Source organism: Arthrobacter psychrochitiniphilus (genome assembly GCF_003185915.1).
In the GTDB taxonomy this organism is placed as follows: Bacteria; Actinomycetota; Actinomycetes; order Actinomycetales; family Micrococcaceae; genus Specibacter; species Specibacter psychrochitiniphilus.
On the sequence record NZ_QHLZ01000001.1, the window covers coordinates 348,431 to 368,657 of the forward strand.

The 20,227-nt window shown below is 52.4% G+C and carries 19 protein-coding genes and 2 pseudogenes; 16 read left to right on the forward strand and 5 right to left on the reverse strand.

From position 1 onward, the window contains the following. The first annotated feature begins 7 nt into the window (after positions 1-7). The 3 genes from CVS29_RS01530 (at position 8) to CVS29_RS01540 (ending at position 4,495) form a co-directional block, all read left to right on the forward strand. Positions 8-2,368 carry a glycosyltransferase family 2 protein gene (locus tag CVS29_RS01530; RefSeq protein ID WP_110104564.1) on the forward strand — a complete coding sequence of 787 codons (2,361 nt, stop codon included), beginning with the start codon at positions 8-10 and terminating at the stop codon, positions 2,366-2,368. 28 nt (positions 2,369-2,396) lie between these two features. After that, positions 2,397-3,953, forward strand: a complete 1,557-nt coding sequence (locus tag CVS29_RS01535; protein WP_110104914.1) for a bifunctional diguanylate cyclase/phosphodiesterase — start codon at positions 2,397-2,399, stop codon at positions 3,951-3,953. Positions 3,954-4,123: 170 nt separating this feature from the next. Beyond that, positions 4,124-4,495 carry an Hpt domain-containing protein gene (locus CVS29_RS01540; protein WP_179442375.1) on the forward strand — a complete coding sequence of 124 codons (372 nt, stop codon included), beginning with the start codon at positions 4,124-4,126 and terminating at the stop codon, positions 4,493-4,495. Between the two features lie 170 nt (positions 4,496-4,665). On the opposite strand, the pseudogene CVS29_RS01545 reads toward CVS29_RS01540, so the two are convergent. After that, positions 4,666-5,058: pseudogene (locus CVS29_RS01545) on the reverse strand (response regulator transcription factor); the annotation flags it as partial. A 168-nt stretch (positions 5,059-5,226) separates the two neighbouring features. Here CVS29_RS01545 and CVS29_RS01550 point away from each other — a divergent pair. From CVS29_RS01550 to CVS29_RS01585, 8 genes are all read left to right on the forward strand, one after another. Further along, the gene (locus CVS29_RS01550; protein WP_110104567.1) at positions 5,227-5,568 is read left to right on the forward strand and encodes a hypothetical protein; all 342 of its coding nucleotides are present in this window, start codon (positions 5,227-5,229) and stop codon (positions 5,566-5,568) included. A 47-nt stretch (positions 5,569-5,615) separates the two neighbouring features. Then, positions 5,616-6,284 (forward strand): sensor histidine kinase, encoded by a 669-nt coding sequence (locus tag CVS29_RS01555; RefSeq protein WP_146212961.1) that lies wholly within the window; start codon positions 5,616-5,618, stop codon positions 6,282-6,284. A gap of 22 nt (positions 6,285-6,306) precedes the next feature. Beyond that, entirely contained in the window at positions 6,307-6,534 is a 228-nt protein-coding gene (locus tag CVS29_RS01560; RefSeq protein WP_170120860.1) for an ATP-binding protein, read from the forward strand. 108 nt (positions 6,535-6,642) lie between these two features. Then, positions 6,643-7,572, forward strand: coding sequence for a UTP--glucose-1-phosphate uridylyltransferase GalU (galU, locus tag CVS29_RS01565; RefSeq protein ID WP_110104570.1), 930 nt, complete (start codon positions 6,643-6,645; stop codon positions 7,570-7,572). 97 nt (positions 7,573-7,669) lie between these two features. Further along, entirely contained in the window at positions 7,670-8,968 is a 1,299-nt protein-coding gene (nhaA, locus tag CVS29_RS01570; RefSeq protein ID WP_110104571.1) for a Na+/H+ antiporter NhaA, read from the forward strand. 93 nt (positions 8,969-9,061) lie between these two features. Beyond that, positions 9,062-10,768 carry a sensor histidine kinase gene (locus tag CVS29_RS01575; protein WP_110104572.1) on the forward strand — a complete coding sequence of 569 codons (1,707 nt, stop codon included), beginning with the start codon at positions 9,062-9,064 and terminating at the stop codon, positions 10,766-10,768. Positions 10,769-10,859: 91 nt separating this feature from the next. After that, a complete protein-coding gene (locus CVS29_RS01580) occupies positions 10,860-11,336 on the forward strand; it encodes a VanZ family protein (protein WP_170120861.1) in 477 nt (158 codons plus the stop codon). Further along, complete coding sequence (locus CVS29_RS01585; RefSeq protein ID WP_110104574.1) at positions 11,314-11,913, forward strand: arsenate reductase/protein-tyrosine-phosphatase family protein; 600 nt, start codon at positions 11,314-11,316, stop codon at positions 11,911-11,913. Before CVS29_RS01580 ends, CVS29_RS01585 begins: the two co-directional genes overlap by 23 nt. 570 nt (positions 11,914-12,483) lie before the next feature. On the opposite strand, the gene CVS29_RS01590 is transcribed toward CVS29_RS01585, so the two are convergent. Next, on the reverse strand, positions 12,484-12,939 hold the full coding sequence (locus CVS29_RS01590) for a transposase (RefSeq protein WP_110104575.1): 456 nt from the start codon (positions 12,937-12,939) through the stop codon (positions 12,484-12,486). 227 nt (positions 12,940-13,166) lie between these two features. Then, positions 13,167-13,367: a site-specific integrase gene (locus CVS29_RS01595; RefSeq protein ID WP_211315074.1), complete on the reverse strand. Its 201-nt coding sequence runs from the start codon at positions 13,365-13,367 to the stop codon at positions 13,167-13,169. Here CVS29_RS01595 and CVS29_RS19045 point away from each other — a divergent pair. After that, the gene (locus CVS29_RS19045; protein ID WP_281268030.1) at positions 13,366-13,620 is read left to right on the forward strand and encodes a tyrosine-type recombinase/integrase; all 255 of its coding nucleotides are present in this window, start codon (positions 13,366-13,368) and stop codon (positions 13,618-13,620) included. The genes CVS29_RS01595 and CVS29_RS19045 overlap by 2 nt on opposite strands. Before the next feature lie 120 nt (positions 13,621-13,740). Here the strand turns inward: CVS29_RS19045 and CVS29_RS01605 are convergent. Beyond that, positions 13,741-14,163: pseudogene (locus CVS29_RS01605) on the reverse strand (hypothetical protein); the annotation flags it as partial. Positions 14,164-14,631: 468 nt separating this feature from the next. After that, positions 14,632-14,820, reverse strand: a complete 189-nt coding sequence (locus tag CVS29_RS18160) for a hypothetical protein (protein WP_146212962.1) — start codon at positions 14,818-14,820, stop codon at positions 14,632-14,634. A gap of 255 nt (positions 14,821-15,075) precedes the next feature. Between CVS29_RS18160 and CVS29_RS01615 the strand changes: the two genes are divergently transcribed. Genes CVS29_RS01615 through CVS29_RS18165 form a run of 4 tightly spaced genes read left to right on the forward strand, consistent with a single transcriptional unit; the run spans position 15,076 to position 19,795 of the window. After that, on the forward strand, positions 15,076-16,380 hold the full coding sequence (locus tag CVS29_RS01615; protein WP_257032424.1) for an oligosaccharide flippase family protein: 1,305 nt from the start codon (positions 15,076-15,078) through the stop codon (positions 16,378-16,380). After that, positions 16,355-17,338, forward strand: a complete 984-nt coding sequence (locus CVS29_RS01620) for a glycosyltransferase family 2 protein (protein ID WP_110104581.1) — start codon at positions 16,355-16,357, stop codon at positions 17,336-17,338. The genes CVS29_RS01615 and CVS29_RS01620 overlap by 26 nt, the downstream gene beginning before the upstream one ends. Next, on the forward strand, positions 17,335-18,510 hold the full coding sequence (locus CVS29_RS01625) for a glycosyltransferase (RefSeq protein ID WP_110104582.1): 1,176 nt from the start codon (positions 17,335-17,337) through the stop codon (positions 18,508-18,510). The genes CVS29_RS01620 and CVS29_RS01625 overlap by 4 nt, the downstream gene beginning before the upstream one ends. After that, positions 18,497-19,795, forward strand: coding sequence for an O-antigen ligase family protein (locus tag CVS29_RS18165; RefSeq protein WP_146212963.1), 1,299 nt, complete (start codon positions 18,497-18,499; stop codon positions 19,793-19,795). Before CVS29_RS01625 ends, CVS29_RS18165 begins: the two co-directional genes overlap by 14 nt. Positions 19,796-20,227: the final 432 nt, after the last annotated feature.

Genomic DNA, 20,227 nt, shown 5'->3' on the forward strand with positions numbered 1-20,227 from the left:
GGGATTTATGACCGAGGCGCTTGTTGTGGCTGAAGAAGCCAGTGCAGTCCCGTCTGAGATGACGGCTTCAGACCGCGCACTTGTGCCAAAGGCTGGCCCACGCCGCCAGCGTGGCTCGGAGAAGCGTTCGGAGCCGCTTTCCATCGTTCACCCAAAACCTTCCGGCCGTAAAATTACGCTGGGAAGGCTGGCCATTGTTGTCACTATTACAGCGTGGCTGCTCTATCTGGTGACCACAGTGGTCCGTCAACTGGCGGACAACCCCAACGCAGGGTTCCGTTTCCAGGTTGAAGCAGTCTCGTACGTTCTGGTAGTTACATTTTTGACGTTCTCCGCCCTAATGTATCTTTTGGCACGCCAAGGAGCCCTCTACCGTTTCAGAGACCATGCTCGCGTTCCACGTGGTGAACTGGACAGGCATTTTGTCGACTACAAAGAAGGCATCACAGTATTGGTGCCCTCCTATGCGGAGGAAGTCCAGGTAGTGAGGGGCACTCTGTGGTCTGCTGCCCTGCAGGAATTTCCTGACCTAAAAGTAGTGCTCTTACTTGATGATCCGCCCCATCCAAAGGATCCTCAGGCAGCGGAGAAATTGGACGCCACTAGAGCGCTAGCAGGTGAAATTTCCCAGGCGCTCTCCATTCCTGCAGCGCGGGTCAATGCCGCTTTGGCAGACTTCCGTTGCCGGGACACCAGCGCGGGCGTAGTCCCTGCAGCAGAGGTGGATGCTGTCATTGCGGAATATGAATATGCTGCTGGCTGGCTCGAGGAAATGGCTGAAGCAGAGGCCGTGGATGACCACGTTGATGAATTCTTTGTTGACCTAGTACTGATGGGCCTGGCCCGGGAATTACGGCTGGTCCTACTCGCGCTTGAAGCCGCTAGGGCTCAGTCCACCGGACCTGAACGCCAACGAGTTGAGGAACTCTATCTCCGCCTGACATGGATTTTTAATGTCAAAACCGAATACTTTGAACGCAAGGCGTACGCAAGCCTGTCTCACGAAGCCAACAAGGCTATGAACCTCAATGCCTACATTTCCTTGATGGGCGGACGTTGGCAGCGCCAAGTCACCGATGGAAACGTGGTGCTGCGCCGCCGCGCAGCAGATGATCCAGGTAGTGCTGACGATCTCGATACGCCGGACACAACTTATTTGTTGACACTTGACGCTGATTCATTGTTGCTACGGGATTACTGCCTGCGGCTGGTCTACTACCTAGAATCAGCTGGCAATGAGCGCGTTGCTGTGGCACAAACACCATACTCTTCCTTCCGCGGCGCACCCACCCGCATCGAGCGGATTGCCGGGGCCAGCACGGATATCCAGCACATCCTCCACCAAGGCATGACCTACTACGGCGCCACATTCTGGGTCGGCGCAAACGCTGTCATCCGCAAAGTCGCGCTAGAGGACATCGTGGAAGTCGAAACGGTGGGCGGTTTTGAAGTCCGCACCTACATTCAAGACCGAACTGTCATCGAGGACACAGAGTCCAGCGTGGATTTGGGTACCCATGGATGGACCCTCTCAAACTACCCGGAGCGGTTGAGCTACAGCGCCACTCCCCCGGACTTTGGTTCCCTCGTGGTCCAGCGTCGCCGTTGGGCCAACGGTGGCCTGCTCATCCTGCCCAAGCTCTGGAACCAAGTACGTAAGCGCCGCCAGCGCCGCGAGACAATTCTTTTCCGGGAACTGCTCTTGCGCGTTAACTACATGTCCTCTATAGCCTGGGCAAGTTTCGGTTTGCTGTTCCTGCTCGCCTACCCCTATGACAGCCGCTTGCTCAGTCCGCTGGTTTTGGTTGCTGCCCTGCCGTACTTCCTGGCAATGGGTAGCGATCTACGCGATTGTGGGCACCGCTTTAGTGACATTTTCCGGATCTACGGATTCAACCTTGTTCTCTTGCCGGTCAACCTGGCCGGCGTGCTCAAGTCCCTTCAGCAGGCGTTCACTGGAGACAAGATTCCTTTTGTTCGAACACCAAAAGTTAAGGACCGTACAGCAGCCCCGGCACTGTACGTGATAGTCCCGTACTTAATTGTGTTCTTCTCGGTCTTCACCTTGTGGCGAGATGCAGTGGTAAGTAACTGGGGCAACGTTGCTTTCGCAGCGCTCAATGCAACCTTGGCGGCATTCGCAATCCAGGCCTATATCGGTGTGAAGAATTCCTTAGTGGATATAAGTCTGGGTGCTATCAACTGGCTGTACATCAAGCCACGGGTACCTCGTGCCGTCGTATCCCCCGTGGTTCCCAAGACTGCTGAGGAAGTCGACTGGCAGGCTCTGCTGTACCACGGAGATAGAAGACTGAACCGAGATTTGCGTGGAGGCTCGGACCGACGCCGTAGGGTGGCGCAAAGGTGATACTGGCAACCACCGGAAGCAGGCCTTCATGATCGTTGATCCAACGGATAAGCGGTTGCCCGCGCTTATGACCGGGATTGAAGGGATCGGCGCAGGTGAACTGAGCACTCGTGTCCCAGCCGGGACGGAGCAGGATTCGCTGTCTGCCATCATCAACAGCTTTAATCAGATGGCTCAGGATCTTCAGAGGTCTCAGGAACAAGTGCAGACTCGGATGAAAACCAGAACCACCATGTTGACGGATGCCTTCCGCAAAATGGAGCTGATGGCTTTGACTGATCCGTTGACCCAATTACGCAACCGTGCGGCTCTCGAAACGGTTTTGGAATCGAGCCTGACCGAGCAGGGCGTCAACGGATCTCCTGCACTGCTTCTGCTGGATCTGGATTCTTTCAAGAGCATTAATGACACTCTGGGGCATCCGGCAGGGGACGCCGTGCTGAAAGTTGTAGCCGAAAGGCTGCGAGATACTGTGCGAAAAATTGATACCGTGGCACGGCTAGGTGGTGACGAGTTCGCCGTGGTCCTCCAGGACACACCTGCAGAGCGCGCCAAGGCAGTATCGAGGCGGATCGTGGCAGTACTGGCCGAGCCAATGAACATTGAAACTACGGAGTTATCTGTGGGCGCAAGTGTCGGGATAGCTGCGGCCATGCCTGGTGATTCCGCCGCGGATCTGATTCTCCATGCGGACACCGCCATGTACACAGCCAAGAATAAAGCTGCCGTCAAAGTTGCCCTGTTTGAGCCCAATCTTCTCAATGCGCGGCGGCTTCACCGGGTACTTGCTGCAGAACTCCAAGATTCCATCGAAAACAATGAAATGGTGTTGCACTATCAGCCCATTGTCGAGCTCGCCACCGGGAAACTGCTTGGCGTTGAGGCTCTGGTTCGCTGGCAACACCCCACCCGTGGGCTTGTTATGCCTGACGAATTCATTGACCTCGCAGAGGAAATAGGCGCTATGCCGAACTTGGCAGCTTGGGTCCTTCAGACAGCGTTGGCACGGTTGCGTCAGTGGCAGCAGACGTTGGAATTAGATCCTCGCTTCACCGTGCGGGTGAATATTTCAGCCACTCAGCTCCAACGCCCTTACCTCTTGGATGACGTTCAGCGCCTATTGCTGGCTGAGGGTATTAATCCCTCGGCTCTAGTCCTAGAACTCACCGAATACTCCATGGTCACCGGCAACGAATGGGATCTGTACTCATTTCAAGGCCTGCGCAAACTAGGCGTTGGCCTAGCCATCGACGATTTCGGCACAGGGTATTCGTCCATCAGTTACTTGCGGACCCTTCCCGTAGACGGGGTGAAACTGGATAGGTCACTGATAGGGGGCCCCACCGATGGTGGAGCCTCGCGTCCTTTCATTGCAGCCATCTTGCAATTGGTGAAGTCCTGTAACCTTGCTGCCACGTGCGAAGGAGTAGAGACTCTGGAGCAGGCCGCCATGCTCACAGAGTTGGGCTGCGAGACCGGGCAGGGCTATTATTTTGGTCGCCCCGTTCCTGCTGCGGACATCACCTCATCTTGGCTTGAGAGTTTCCAAGGTGCACCGTGGCTTGCAGTCACGGCTCAACCCTAGACACAGTCTCTACATGCTCCATAAATTTTCACCGGCTGCATCAACAAAAAGCCACCGTGCACCCGTTGCTCAGAGTATTATGATTAGTGCTGCCTTAGGCAGCGCGTGATGCGCTCAATATCGATTCTTTTGAACTCATTAATCACACTATCGGGAAGAGAAAGCGGATCGTGAATTATTCTTCTTTACCCCTGGTGTGTATGGACTCCTTGGCTATGCTGGAGGACTCTCTCGAGGGACAGACCATGCTTTCCCGCGGTTTCGTGGGACGTTACGTGGAAATGTGGCCACAACGCTATGCCCGTCTTCAGACCGCGTTAGGCGCCGGAAATGTAGAAGACGCCGCGGAGGCAGCCTTGAGCATTTTCTCATCCAGCGTGATGGTAGGAGCGGAGCGCTTAGGCCAGATGAGCGGCGACATGGTGGAGTGGATCAAGCAAGGACATCCTGACAAGGCTCAAGAGGCCCTCAACGCAGTGGCCTTGTGCGGCACAGAGACTATGACTGATCTAAAAGATCGGTACGTACAGCCTACTGGCTGAACTTTCCCAGAGGCGTGATCCGCTGGACTTTCTGCCTACTGCCACGAAAGTTATGGAACAGCTTTCTGCTCAGAGCGAGAACTGAATCGTTCGTCTCAAGGCTTCGCTTCCGCCAGCTCTGCAGAGGCAGCTGAACTTGGAAACGCAGTGCTGCTATCTTGGCCATGATGCCCCTGCTCAACTTCATCATCAGTGCGGGGCCGGCGCATCATGGTGCTGATTCTTGCCCTCAGCTCGCGGGGTCGGAACGGTTTGGTCAAATAATCGTCTGCACCTGATTCGAGGCCCAAGAGCGTGTCCATTTCATCGGCACGCCCCGTCAACATAATGATGTATGTGTCAGTGAACGCCCTGATCTGCCGGGCCACTTCAAAACCGTTGATATCAGGAAGGCCCAGATCTAGGGTCACAATGTCGGGGTGGTGAGCTCGGACCGCTTCTACGCCATCTGCACCTGTGGATGCACAATGAACCTCAAAACCGGCTTGGGACAGTATTACGCCAATGAGTTCGCGGATGTCTTGGTCATCTTCAATGACTACCGCTACCTGAGTATTGTCCATTTTTACTCCACTTAACTTGCTAAGACCGTTGGAAATAACTTTCGGATGCGTTTATGGCAGGGCCCCAACCCTTTGCATACATCCAGTATGGCATCATCGTTAGCGGTGACCACGGGTTATCACCATGTCCTTTGATCATTTTTGGGTTGCATCACACTAACCGCCGCGATGGTCAACGCATTGTCTGCTCTATCAGCAGCAATCCTGGAAGTTGTCTTGTCTGTAAACTCTCCCAATCAGTTCATTGGCCGGCATCTTAATCTGCGTTCTATACGAACGCTGGTGATCCTTTCCCAGCTGCCATTCTTTGTCACCATAACCTTGATCAGATTCTTGATCCTGATCGCGGTTCTAGACCTGGCCGTGCTGATGGAGCCATCGCTTCTGATCGGCTGGTCGCGGAGCGCTCTGCTGTTCTTGGCGTGCTTTGTAGTTCCGTGGAAAAATGCACCCGGCATCATTGTTGGTCATCCCCTATCTGAATCTTCTGGCCGCTTCACTGTTTCGTGACGGTGCTCACAGCCCAGGATCTGGTCCGGCCGCTATTTTCCCCCTTCATGATGCTTGTTTTCTCCTTTGCAGTGGTGATAGAGACCTCCGGCACGGAAGGGCAGCGTGCAGCTTTGATCAGCAAGGACAAACTACAGCGAACGTCCTTAGCTGAAAGTCATGCCCGCCAACGTCTCATGGAAACTCTTGTGGATACCGTCAGTGACCAACGTGAGTTTGATGGAGCTGTCATCGCCTTCCACGATGTCACTGACATGGTCAACGCTCTGTCTGCCAAAGATGACTTTGTTGCCAATGTTTCGCATGAGTTTCGCACCCCGCTAACCGCCATCAAGTCGTATTTAGCGCTCGCCATGGAATCGCCCGGATTGCAACCAAAAGAAGTCGAAAACTACCTGACTATTGCCTATAGGAACGCTGAACGCCTCAGTGGCCTAGTATCAGATCTCTTATCCACCAGAACCATGACGGTGGATCGCGCTCCTACTGACATGGTCCAGCTCTGTGCCGAAAGCTTAGCCAGCGCCGATCCCGCATGTAAGAAAAATGATGTCGTTGTGAACTTCGATCCTCAAGAGCCATTGATAGTTGGCGTTGACGCCGTGCGCATCGGCCAAGTGTTGGATAACCTCATTTCGAATGCTGTGAAATATTCGCCCCACGGCGGGGCGCTTTCATTGCGCGTATGGGCGGATGGTTACGCTTTTGCGCCGTGAAGTCAGCGATCAAAGGATCGGCATGAGCGCTTCCGAGCAAGAAAGGGTCTTTGTGAAATTCTTCAGAGCGCGAAGTGCCGTTGACCGCAAAATTCCGGGTATTGGTTTGGGCTTGATGATCTCCAAGACCATCGTTGAAACTCATGGTGGTTCCCTGTCCTTTACCAGCCACCAAGGAGAGGGCACCACCATGAGTTTCCGCATTCCTGCCTGTGTCATAGGTGCAGAGATGTCCAGCACCGTCACCTAGTCCGGCAACACCGGCTAACAAGTGATCTTGTCCTCTGAACTGCGCCACCGCATGTCACCCGGGCTTCATGGAGCTACTTCCCGGGAAATCCTCAGTTAAGATCATGAAATGACACTTTTACCTCGCGTATCCAAAGCCGTTATTCCAGCAGCTGGTTTGGGGACCCGATTCCTGCCCGCGACCAAGGCCATGCCCAAGGAAATGTTGCCTGTTGTTGACAAGCCTGCCATTCAATACGTGGTTCAGGAAGCTGTCAACGCCGGACTGACCGATGTTTTGATGATTACAGGGCGCAACAAGCGCGCCTTGGAAGACCACTTTGACCGGGTTCCGGTCACCGAGCAACTGCTGGAGGAAAAGGGCGATCGCGAACGTCTCGCGGCGGTCCAGCATGCCACCGACCTCGGCGAAATTCACTATGTCCGCCAGGGTGACCCGAAGGGTCTGGGGCACGCAGTGTTGCGCGCCAAGACTCACGTGGGCAACGAGCCGTTTGCGGTTCTACTCGGTGATGACTTGATAGATGAGCGCGATGAACTGCTGACCACCATGATCGAAGTTCAGGAACGTACCGGCGGCTCCGTGGTGGCGTTGATTGAAGTTCCTGCGGACAAGATTTCTTCCTATGGCTGTGCCGATATGACAGTGATCGAGGGGGAGAAGTATGTTCGGGTCAACCATCTGGTGGAGAAGCCCTCTCTAGAGGAAGCCCCGTCCAACCTGGCCGTCATTGGCCGCTATGTGCTGCACCCGGCAGTATTTGAAGTCCTTGAACACACGGCACCCGGACGCGGCAATGAAATTCAGCTGACCGATGCACTCCAAACCCTGGCAACTATGGAGGGCGAAGGCGGCGGGGTCTACGGTGTGGTGTTCCGCGGCCGCCGCTATGACACGGGAGATAAGCTCAGCTACTTGAAAGCTGTTGTGACGCTGGCCTGCGAAAGCGAAGATCTGGGCGAGGATCTACGCGAATGGTTGGGCGAATTCACCGCCGAACTCCCCGCGGAATCGTCCAGAATGGCCTCCACACGCTAAACTGATCCTCAGGTGCGCCGGGAAGTCTGGTCGGCAATGTAATTGTCGAACCCAATTGTTCTTTACAAGATTGCCCCAAGTTAGAAGGCACAGGCCCATGGCCCAAAACTCCGAACGCCGTATTTTCACCCGAGGCACTTATGCCGAATCGCTGCGTGTCAGCGAAATTTTACGCTCCGAAACTGTAGGTGGGGCCCTACTCCTGGCAGCAACAGTTTTGGCCCTGATCTGGGCGAATTCCCCGTGGTCCGAGGGCTATTTCGGTTTGCGCGACTTCCAGATTGGCCCTGAATCCCTTCATCTGAATCTCAGTCTGGGCACTTGGGCCGCAGACGGCCTGCTGGCAATCTTCTTCTTTGTTGCCGGCCTGGAACTCAAGCGGGAGTTCGTGGCCGGGGACCTGCGTAGTCCTGCCAAGGCCGTGGTACCCATTGCCGCTGCTTTTGGTGGCGTCATTGTCCCTGCGCTGATCTTTGTGGCAGTAAACATCTCCGCTGGTCCCGAAATCCTCAAAGGATGGGCCATCCCCACCGCCACGGATATCGCTTTCGCTCTAGCCGTTCTTGCTGTCATCAGTACACACCTTCCCAGTGCACTGCGGACGTTCCTGCTAACACTGGCCGTGGTGGATGATCTCATCGCCATTGCCATCATCGCCGTGTTTTACCCCGGGGAGATGCACTTCCAATACCTCGCCTTGGCCGTCCTGCCTTTGTTGGTCTTCACGTGGCTAGTACAAAAGCGCATCCGCTCCTGGTATTTGCTCATCCCACTCGCTGCCGCAACGTGGGGGTTGGTCCATGCCTCCGGTGTCCACGCCACAGTGGCAGGTGTGCTTCTAGGCTTCGCCGTGCCAGTGATTCGCAGCAAAAAGATGGGTGGACCGGATGCGGGTCCCGGGATGGCCGAACATTTTGAACATGTCATGCGTCCCATTTCATCCGGATTTGCCGTACCACTCTTCGCTTTCTTCTCAGCAGGCGTGGTGGTGGGTGGCTTGAGTGGGCTGAAAAACTCTCTCTCTGACACCGTCGCCATTGGCATCGTATTGGCTCTGGTGGTGGGCAAGTTCATCGGCGTCTTTGGTTCCACGTGGCTGGTCACCAAAACAACTAAGGCAGAACTCGATGACGGACTAGCTTGGGTGGATGTTGCCGGTCTGGCACTTTTGGCAGGGGTAGGATTCACCGTTTCCCTGCTGATTAGCGAGCTTAGCTTCGGTGATGACGCCCCACATTACGATCACGCGAAAGTGGCCATCTTGGCTGGATCTGTGATTGCCGCCCTTCTGGCTTCGGTGGTTCTGCGGTTGAGGAATCGCCATTACCGCACTATTGCCGAATTAGAGAGTCGTGACGACGATGGTGACGGAACACCGGACGTCTATCAGAGGTAAAACGCGTTCGCGTGAGTGGCCCGTGTATATTAACCAAATTGGCGAGATAAATGCTGGCCTGTTGTGCGCCACCATTCAAGGTTGAAAGTAATCATGACCCCGTCTGAGTCGAAAAGCATTACTAGTAGTCACTTCTACCGTCTTCAGGGCTTGCGCAGGCGAGTCTTCCTGACCCAGCTGCCTCTATCCCTCTTGATGGTGGTTTCCGTCATCATTGCACTGGCGTTCTACCCGCAGTCATTTCGTGAGACATTATTTGTAACTTCTTTGGTACTGCACGTCCTTCTTTTGCTCGCGGCCATTCTTGTCCCCTGGGATCGACTCCCCCGTGGCTCATTCCTGATCATCCCGTACCTCGATTTTGTTGCTATAGGACTTTTCCGTGGGGGCAATTATCAGTTCCTCACTGCGGTGGGCCTGATGATCTTTTTCCCTGTCTTTTGGCTGGCGGCGTCGGGAATGGCTAAGCGCACGGCAGTTTCCGTGAGCGTAGTAGGGGCTTTACTCATCGTGTGGGTACCCATTTTTGCCGAATCCGGCACTCCCACCCTGGAACAGCTTGCGAAGCCGCTACTCTTCCCCTTGGTAGTCTTCGCCTTCGCAACTACGGTGGCGGCTGTGACCAACACCATGAACGTGCAAAGGAAAACGTTACAGGCCAAGGACCGCCAGTTACGGGATGCTTTAGCGGCTAGTCAGCAGCGTGAACGTCTTCTGAGCACAATTCTGGATACTGTGGCCGTGGGCGTGGTGGTGGTAGATGCCGGTGGCCATGATGTGCTCATGAACGCTACACAAAACATTCTGCACAGCCACGCCCTCCCGGAAGGAATTGCTGACCCAGCGGAGGGGGATTTACTCGTCTTTAACCAAGATGGCATCACTCCTGTGCCTACCGAGGAACGTCCTGTCCTCCGGGCCATTCATGCAGAAGAATTCACCAACTATCAGTTATGGCTGGGCAGCGGCGAAACAGCACGTGCGGTTTCCACCGCTTCACGCGTCATGGTGAATGAGCAGGGGGAATTCGATGGCGCAGTTGTCGCTTTCCATGACATCACAGACATGATGTCAGCTTTAAGTGCCAAAAATGATTTTGTCTCCAACGTTTCGCACGAATTCCGGACGCCACTGACCTCTATTCAGGGCTATCTGGACATGGCATTGGAAGAGCCTGCCGAGTTACCCCCACATGTTGAAAAGTACTTGACCATTGCCGTACGGAATGTGGACCGCCTGAATTCCTTGGTGGAGGATCTACTCAGCACCGATTCGGTAACTCTGAACGTTGCCCGCGTTGATGTGGCACAGCTGGTGGCGGACAGCTTAGGAACGGCAGCCCCGGTCGCTCACGCCAACAAGGTGGCACTCTCAACCCAAGTTCAAGCTCCTTTGGAAGCGTTCGTCGATGCTCTTCGGGTGGGCCAGGTATTGGATAATCTGGTCTCCAATGCAGTCAAGTACTCTCCCGATGGTGGCACCGTCACCGTCCGCGCGTGGGCGCAGGGCTCGGATCTCTGGTGCGAGGTGAAGGACACGGGAATGGGTATGAATAGTGCTGACCAAGCTGAGGCCTTCACCAAATTCTTCCGCGCAAAATCTGCAATGCAGCGCTCCATCCCTGGAATTGGTTTAGGTCTGATGATCTCTAAGGCCATCATTTCCAAGCACGGCGGGACCATTGAGCTCCGCAGCGAGCGAGGGTTGGGTACGTCCCTAATCTTCGTGCTCCCGGGCTGTGTGGTCACAGGTCCGGCCACCACAGCACTTGATCTCACTGCCGTACTTTCTGACAGTTAAGGCAGCAATTGACCTCTGCTGACATTCCCGAGGCAATGAGATTGCCAGCCAATTGCCGTTGGCGTACCTCAACGTGGCGTACCGTTATGTTGTGAACGCCAAACATCAGACTCTCCACCGCATATCGCTGTGCTTTGTTGGCGGCTACCTTGTAGCACTGGTTCTCATTGTCTTTTGGCCAACACCGGTTGACCGTCCTGCAGCCGGAACCCTACACAGCCTTATTGTGTGGATACACAGCCACGGCGTTCCCACGTTCATTGGCTACAACACTATCGAGTTCACCGCGAATATCGTGATGTTTGTGCCCATGGGGATCATTGCCACGGGTTGGACTAAGAGGGCTTGGCTTGGGGCAGTGCTTGGAGCTGCTATTTCCTGCCTCATAGAGTTGGGGCAGTTGATTTTCCTCGCTGACCGTTTCGCTTCCGTTCTGGATATTGTGGCGAACACAGCGGGTGCTTGCATTGGTGCTATGACCTACCACCTCGCTCATACAAAGCACGTGTCCAGGAAAGAGCAAGTTGAGCTGTACGGTAAGAGTCATGAGCATTGTGCCCCCTTTTAGGATTTTAACTGTTTGTACGGGAAATATTTGCCGCTCCCCCATGGCTGAGAGGCTCCTGCAAAGTGAACTCGACCGGCTATCCCCCGGTGTCTTCGCCGTTGAAAGTGCCGGCACTGCAGCCATGGTTGGCTCCGACATGGAACCACATATCGAGGGTTTTGTCAGGGCCTCCGGAGCGTCCTCAGATGGATTCTCTGCCAGGCAGCTCACCCGCAACATTCTGGATCAACAGGACTTAGTGTTGGCTCTGACTCGTGAGCACCGCAGCCGCATCGTGGAGATGCACCCAGGATTGTTGAAAAGGACTTTTACCTTGCGTGAACTTGCCAGGGTCCTCCCCCACGTTGACGGGGCTCGCGGTGTCCATCCAGCTGAACGCTGGGAGTTGGCAATTCCTTTGGCGATGAGGGCCCGCACCCTCCACAGAGGATCAGCTGCCGATGACGACGTGGTTGACCCCTACCGCCGCGGCGATCACGTCTTTGACCAAATGAAGAAGCAACTCGCACCGGCTATCCAAACCATCATCGCGTGGGAAAAATCTAATCATGCTCCCAGACCGCTTCGTCATGAATAATATGAGAGGAATAACTGAGGCGGCAACTCCGCAACTACAAGGACCCCATGCTATTAGCTCATGGTCAAAGGAACCTAACTTAGTCTCCCTAAGAACCCTACAGAGATGCATTGGAATAAGGTGAGGTCCAGAGACCGTTCGTTGGCCACTGCCAACAACCGAGAGGTTGAGCGGACCGTGAAATGCTTCAGTGTTGATACCGGATTCGAATTCCGCTCCGCGCCACAAGCAGCCCAGACGCCCCTGACTATAAGCCGTTGAATAATAGGAAGCAAGTCACTCAGAGCGTCTTCATCGTCACCATACCGACATCCGCAAAAAGGAAACCTGCCGATATAGAATTCTGGAACTGCGGCCGCAGAGCCATCGAAAACAGTTTCCCTCTCATGCGGCGACGTTACCTTGCCAAAGCCTCCATCGCTGAATGCCACTACTTCAACCGGGCACTTGAACCAAACTCGAGATTTCACGGCGATATGATGGAGACTCCTCATTAGAGCCTAAAAGATGCCTCTAACAAATAATACTGGCCGTCCCACCCAACATTTTCTGCTTAGTTTCGGGAGCAGACTACGGTTTTTCGCCTTTCGTCGTGAATACCAGCCTACTAAGATGAATTTGTGCCACCGTCCGGGCGGCACTTCCTAGCAGGATAAATGATTGATAGATGGTCGGGTTGCGGTACCCGCGGGCGGTCCTTTGGATGTTTTTGATCATCGTGTTGGCTGACTCGACTTTGGCTGCTGTCACGCGGGTTGCCAGTAGTGTTAGGATCTCTGGCCACCACTTGGTCACGGTCTTTTGCAGCCGATCGGTTTCCTTCATGGCAGCAGCCTTGACCTGCCGCTCCAAGAAGGCCTTGCGGTCTTCCACGCTGGCTGGGTTGGTGGTGGAGAGCATCAGCCTCGGGGCTACCTTTACACCCCAAGCGGCCACGATTTCCTGGCTCGGGTCATCCGTGGAAAACATGTCTTCTAGGCCCTTCTTCCCAACCTCGAAGAGTGTGTCGTAACCGCGCAGTAGCAATTGCCGGTGGGCTCAGGCTTTCTCTGATTCTTAGGCCGCGGCGCCCGTTCTGTTCCCGGGAGACCCGTTGTCAGACCTGGGTGAGTATGTCACTGGCAAGTTGGACCATGTGGAAGTGGTTATGCCAATATCGGCATAACCATTTATATGTTGGACTCCGTGTTACGCCGACACCCATGGTATAGGTGCAGGTCAGGGAGGTTCGCGCTCTGTCCCTGTCGGCAAAGTTAGAGGCCGCTGAGGAAGGTGAGGAGTTCGTAGGTGGCGTGGTACCGGCCAGATTCGACTTTCGTTGGCGTGGTCCCGTTGAGGGCGTCTTCTTTCACTTTCATGTTGGCGTGCAGGTACGGCTGGGAGGATTCAATCCCAGCGTGGCCGAGCCAGATCGCGATCATGGCGATGTCAATGCCGGCGTCGAGGAGGCGCATGGCAGCGGTATGCCGCTTACGTGGAATTCCACATAACCGGCACACGTTTGCCATGCGGCTGCTACAGGCCGGGGTTGATATTGCCACCATCGCCTTGCTGCTCGAACACGAAAATATTCGGACTACGCAGATCTACCTCCATGCCGACCTCGCCATGAAGCAGCGAGCACTCGACCGGACAGCCCCGCCGCAGACGCGCCCCGGCCGTTACCGACCATCGGATGACCTGCTCGCCTTCCTGGAAGGGCTGTAATTATGTAGAAAGCTGGCCGTCATTGATTCGCGTGATCGTGGCGGACCAGGGCATGTACCGCAGGTTACTCTACATAATCGCCGATTCTACATAATGGCTATTATGGAGAATTCTCCATAATAGCCAGCCGCCAGACTCGGTGATCCACGGCCGGTGCACTCGCACCCGTCCCAGCTTCCACGCGGCCTTGAACTGGGCCATTGCGCGGCGGGTGGAACGCTCAGAACCCTCAAAGCGCATGCCTATCAGCTTCTGGTGGGTAACATCGGCACGGATCCGGCCTCGTGACTTTTCCACGAGCTCCTCGATTTTGGGCAGGCACTCATCGGTGATCTTGTCTCTGGCCACCGGCTCCGCCAAGGGCCGCCCGGCATCACGAGCGGCGACGTGTTTAGCGACCGTGTGGTGCGGACAGCCCGTCAGCTGGGCTGCGGTGTGATACGAACAGCCCGTCAGCTGGGCTGCGGTGTGATACGAACAGCCCGCGAGCAAGGCCGCGGCGCGAAACGACTTCGTAAGATCGTACGCTTCAAGACTTACCATGATTTTCCGTCAGACTTCATACGGAGCCCGTTCCTGGTTTGGTTTGGTGCGACTAGACACCGACATCAAACCCCAGGAAGGGGCTCCCGCCGTTAACAACACGACGATGCTAGAGAATAAGAGTGGGCAGATCTCATGGCCACCAATGGACATTTCTGCTGGCCAGAGGGCAGTTACGTGGCCGCTAACAGTTTTGACCAGCCACCAGGAGACGCCGAACGCGGCCGCGACTTCAGAGGCGGAGTGCCCAGAATCAATGACTGCGTCATTGAGGGCTTCTTTCAACCATGTGGCGGAACGGGCTAACCGTGGCGACCAAGGAGTTGCCTCGGAAAAGATCTTTCAGGCACAGAGAGCCTCGTCGCAAAAAGAGCCGGCGCTTGGCCGACATGAGTTTGACATTCCCGGCGGCAAGGATGTCCTAACCAGCTGGATCCGACGCGATTGTACCCGAGACACCAGGACGGCTCAGCCAGGGAAAGCTGTCGGGAAGTCCGAAGCAACCACGGCGGCACGGATACCGGTGCCATAATCATTGCTGACGAAGAGGAGCTGATAATTAGACAGATTGAAGAAGGTCGTCTCCGCATCAAGGTATGACTGGGTAGGCTGGATCGAGGCTCGTGGTTCCTGACCTGAGAAGAACGATATACTCATCCATCTCAGCAGGGTGACGAGGTCCTACTTTGCTACGACGTGAACCCCAGATTCACCAAGAACCCTGAAGAGCCCGTGAGTGCGGACTCAGCAGAAGCCCACCTCAGGAGTTTTCGACGCTAAGCACATCAGTTAAAAGACCTAGCAGCCACCCTGGCCAACTTTGACCTACAACCTAGGCCTATAATTAAACTTGTACGCGAAAATTCTGCAGCTAGAGATCTCACAGCACATAACGATTAGGTAACATAAGATTTGAACTGGACTCCACCTAAGCTGCGACGCTTACTGATTGGCCCAGAAAACATTCTGGGGGTCATGACAGGGCAAGTCGCTAGAATTGCAATTCAAGCACTATATTTCATCCTTTTGGCTAGGCTTCTAGGCGTGTCGGGATACGGAACCTTCGCAGCAATCGTAGCCGCAGGGGCAATTGCTGCTCCTTTCAGCTCAATCGGTACCAACATCTTAATGGTTCGCAATATCGCGCAAGGGAAGTCTTCGGCAAAATCAGAATGGCTTAGAGCGCTACTATATTCAACCCTCCTCGGAACTCTATTAGCAGCCGCTACAGCTTATATTGTATCCAATTTTAAAGCTTTTGATACCTCCATAGCTGTGATTTTTGGACTTATAGTCGCTGACTCGGTCGGTCTAAAAATAATTGAAATGTCAGGAAGTTTCTGGCAGGCACTTGGCAAGAGTTCCCAACTCGTGTGGCTTCCCCCAGTGATCAATTTTTTGAGGTTGATTGCTACGGCATTTCTAATGTTCAACCAGATAAACGTAGATATAGCGGTTTGGTCAGTTGTATATTCCCTTGTCACTTTGCCTCTCGCCCTAGTCATTGCACTTATTACAACTCAACTAAGTCCAGGGCCCGCAAACTACAATAAGTTCTGGAAAATCAGTAGAAGTGAAATACGTCAGGGCCTCCAATTTTGCTTTGGCGTTTCCGCAGCGACGGCCTACAATGATATTGATAAAACCCAATTGGCAAGTATGATATCAACTTCATCCGCAGGAATATACGCCTCGGCTTATAAGATCATTGACATGGCCTATGTACCCATACGATCCATAGCTATTGCCTTTTATCCTAAATTTTTCAAAACAGGTAAAGAAGGAATCGCGGCATCGAATCGGCTGGCTCGAAAGATCCTCCTACCATGCTTATGCCTAGGCGCCCTTGGATTCACTATAGTCCAGTTCGCCGCCCCATTGGTGACAATATTGCTAGGAGATGATTTTAAACGTAGCGAATCTATTATGAGAGGACTGGCATTTGTACTATTAATCAGACCCTTGAGTTTTACAGCTGGAGACTCGCTTACGGGATCAGGAAATCAGGGTTTCAGGACGAGTATTCAGATCACGCTTACCCTGGCAAATTTTATGGGTAATCTAATTTTAATTCCGCAACTCGGAATAGAGGGAGCCATAATAACTACTATTGTCTGCGAACTCGTACTAGCAATAACCATGTGGACATATGCACTAAGGCTCGAAAAAAAAGCCAGTAGACGGAAGACTCATGAAGCCATTCACACTCTCCAGTAAACCAATATCTGTTCAGAATCCCTCCAAGTCAGACAAAATCGTTTCGGTTATTATTCCAACAATTGGACGCAATGAACTCAGCAGAGCCATATTAAGCGCTAGGAACCAGAAGACCGTCTATCAGATAGAAATAATCGTAGTCATTGATCTCGCTCAATCGCAGATAACATCCGAGACACTTAACGTCCTCTCGGATGCCGATGTTGTTGTGTGTACTGGAGGAAATAGCCGAGGTGGGGGTGCACGAAACATTGGAATGAGCTATGCCAATGGGGACTGGCTGGCTTATCTTGACGATGATGACTATTGGACTGAAGACAAGATAGAAAAACAAATGGACTTGGCTACAGAAATCCTTAAAAAAGGACTTCTCCCAGTTATTGGTTGTAGAGTCAACTTACATTATCCCAAGTCTAAGACTTTTACGGAACATACTCCCGTTTCCCTTATTCAAGCCGGTCAACCCATCTGGGAATATCTGTTCCATAAACGCAGGCCAGGAGCAGGTCGGTCGTCTTTCGCAACCTCCACGATGCTGCTACCTATGGAATTGGCACGTAGCATTGAGTGGGACACTGAACTTAAACGCCACCAAGACTGGGATTATTTGCTCCGCCTATCGGCATTAGACGGAGTATTTTTTCAACAGATCGAAGACTCAGTTGTAGTTTACGATGTTGGATCTCAGGGGTCAATTTCTTCTTCATCGGACTGGAAATCATCTTTAGACTGGGCACAAGCTGCTCTTGTAGAAACTAGCCCAAAGACTCTGGCCGAATTTTTATCCGCTCAAACACTAAGATATGCCTTTCAAGCTCGAAGCCTAACCGGCTTCATATCGACTTGCCTTGCTCTAATCAGAAATAGACGGCTCCCGAGCTTGCAGTCTTCTCTGATAGGATTTTCTGGGATTATTGGACGTGGAACTCTAGAACGGATAATGAGCGTACTTAAGTGAAAAGAAAGAAGCCCCAGAAGGAAAACGATAGTGCTTGCCCTCAGGACATTGATGCCCGTAGGAGCATACTGATTGTTGTATCACATTTATATCCAACATTTGGATTAGAGAAACTTGCCATAGTTCTAGCTCGTGAACTGGCTCGAGAATTTAATGTTCGCATCATTTCATTGGGAAGCATCGACGGAATTACGATAGCCGATGTTCATATTGAGAGTCTCGGGAACAGTCGCAAGGGTCTCGGTCGGTTACTCAGTCCAATCAGAATATTTGGCTCGGCCAACCGTAAAACAGATGACATTACAATACTCGTTGGCGTCTGGGTAGCTATTCCGTGGTTAATTGCACGATTGAGGAACTGCCGCCGAACCATTATATGGGAGCACTCGCTCTTGTCTGAAAAGTATATGTTCGACAATCGCTTGCAGCTTCTTTCAAAGTTCGCGAAATTTCTATATAGACGTACTCCTGCTCTCGTTGCAGTCAGTGCACCTCTAGCAAACGATTTAGTTTCCGAAGGGCACAGGAATGTCACGCCTATCAACAATCCAGTAGTCGCTTTGAATCGTGGCAACATGGTGAGTCGGATGAGTTTATCTGACACACAATCAATCAAACTGATTTCTATCGGATCATTTAATCCGATTAAAAGGCAAGGGCTAATTATATCAGCTCTCGAACTACTGCCCAGCAGCGTTTCACTCATACTAGTTGGAGATGGTCCTCTTCGCGCGAGCCTGCAAGAGCAAGTTAGGCTCGCCGGACTTCAAGAAAGAGTACAATTCACCGGATTTCTGGACACTCAAGAAATTTCTCTCTTATTAGGCGAATCCCATTTTCTTGTCCACGCAGGTAAATCCGAAACTTTTGGCTTGGTGCTCGTTGAAGCCGCTGAGGCCCGAGTTCCAGTAATCGCGACGCATTGTATTGCCACAAATTACCTTATCAGTGATTTTGTCCCTGGAGTTCTTACCGAAGCATCCCCTAGTGCTATTGCCGATGCTGTTATTGAGATAAATAGACAAGATTACACTCAAGATGTTTTTGCAGCGGCTGATTCATTAAGAGACGAATATTTTTCTTTACAAGATTTTATTATAAAATGGACAGCTCTGGTCAATGAGGTAGTGCGTCAGGATCGAAAAGAGTATTCACTTTATGACAAACGTTGAGTTGTTTGTTCCCTTACTTTCGCTTATATCTGTGATGCTGGTAATTAACCGCTTGTATCACGAAATACGACAGAGCGATGATCGCCTTGTCGCGTCATTTATAAGCTTATTAATTCCTGCAATTCTTCTAATGAACTCGTCGATTGTTCCTGCCAACATTACATATGGCGTTATGTTAATAATTGTGGCATTGTTTGTGCTTATCATAGATTTGAGCGTGAATAAGAAGACGAGTACAAATGTGACTGGTCGGGGTCGGTCTGCAATACTATTGATATCAATCATCCCTCTTTGGATGTGGTTTGTTAACATACTTCAGAACCCCGAACTCCCCTATTTGTTACTTCTGGGTCGTCTTCTCCCCGGTATATTTTTACTGGTATTTACGAATCTAGTAATTAATACGCGTTTAAGCTGGCGATTGCCGGCGCTGTCATTTGTTGTAGGATCTTTATTTGTAAATATAACTGCGTTATTTGCGGCATCCGCATGGCGTCCCTGTGACCAGTTTAAATGCGGTCCTTTTGGTGCTCTTTATATAGGTGGATATAATACGGAAAATTCTCTCGCTATGTTTTCAGGTGCGGCTTTTATCTGCAGCTTGGCTGCTTTGTCTGGATATAGGCGCTTTTTGATTTGCTTAACTTTCTTATTGTGCCTTTTCGCAACCGAATCCAGAACGTCGCAGTTGGCTACACTATTTGGAACTGCCGCCTTTGTCATGTCTACGCTCATCATAAACAAAACGGGATGGCGGAGGAAAAATGTTTGGGCCATTTGCTTTGCTTTATTCAGTACTCTAAGTCTTTCGCTCGTTGGACTTTTTCTAATAATGACTTCGGAACCAACAAGCTTAAGCAATCGAGGCAACACTTGGATAGCGGGCATACGTGCTCTTGGTGATGCTTGGCCTGTCGGATTGGGCATTGATCGGTGGGTGTTTTATCAGTCAATAGGCATTGTGCCACCGTTGTTCCCGCATTCAGAGTATTTGATACTGATTTTCGGTGGCGGCATTTTTGCTTTAGCTTTGTTTGCTTTTATATTATTCAAAACTATTTTGGCTGGGAATATTGGACTTTTGGGTAATGCTTTGATAATTGGTTTCGTTATTTATTCTCTTGTTGCTGGCCTCACCGAAGTTATCTGGAATCCACTGGCTCTGGATGGGGGACTTGTATTTCCTGCTATGTTTTTGCTATTTCTTGCGTCGGGTCCTGGTGGCGCGACGCTCTCAAAACGACGAGAGCGGCGCCATGCCGAATTTTCTCCTGTGACCAAATAGAGGCCCGGCGCAACTGCAAAATCGATTACTGGCTAGGGTTGCAGGCGGCGTCAACCCGTCTTAGCAACAAATGCTTGAAGGGCCCGATCCATGCCAATCAGCTCCACTACTTTGTAAGAATTTACGTGTCCCCATCAACGATCGAAGCGCTCGAGCTGGCACCACATTTTTCCAAGACCCCAAGGTACCGGGCTCTCCGCGGTTCTGGGTGAATCTCAGTGAAATCTGGTTTCGTCTCCTTGAAAGCAGGTGTTGCGTAACCCTTGTGATGGACTGTCGCCGATGAGTGGGTGCTGAAATCTCAACAATGAACTGCTAGATGACACTCACGTATTCGGACTCTAGTCTTCACAAGAATGTTGCGAACTCACTGACCTCGGCCCACACAAGCCCTGTAACCTCATTGACTTGACTCGGACGGCTGCGAATTAT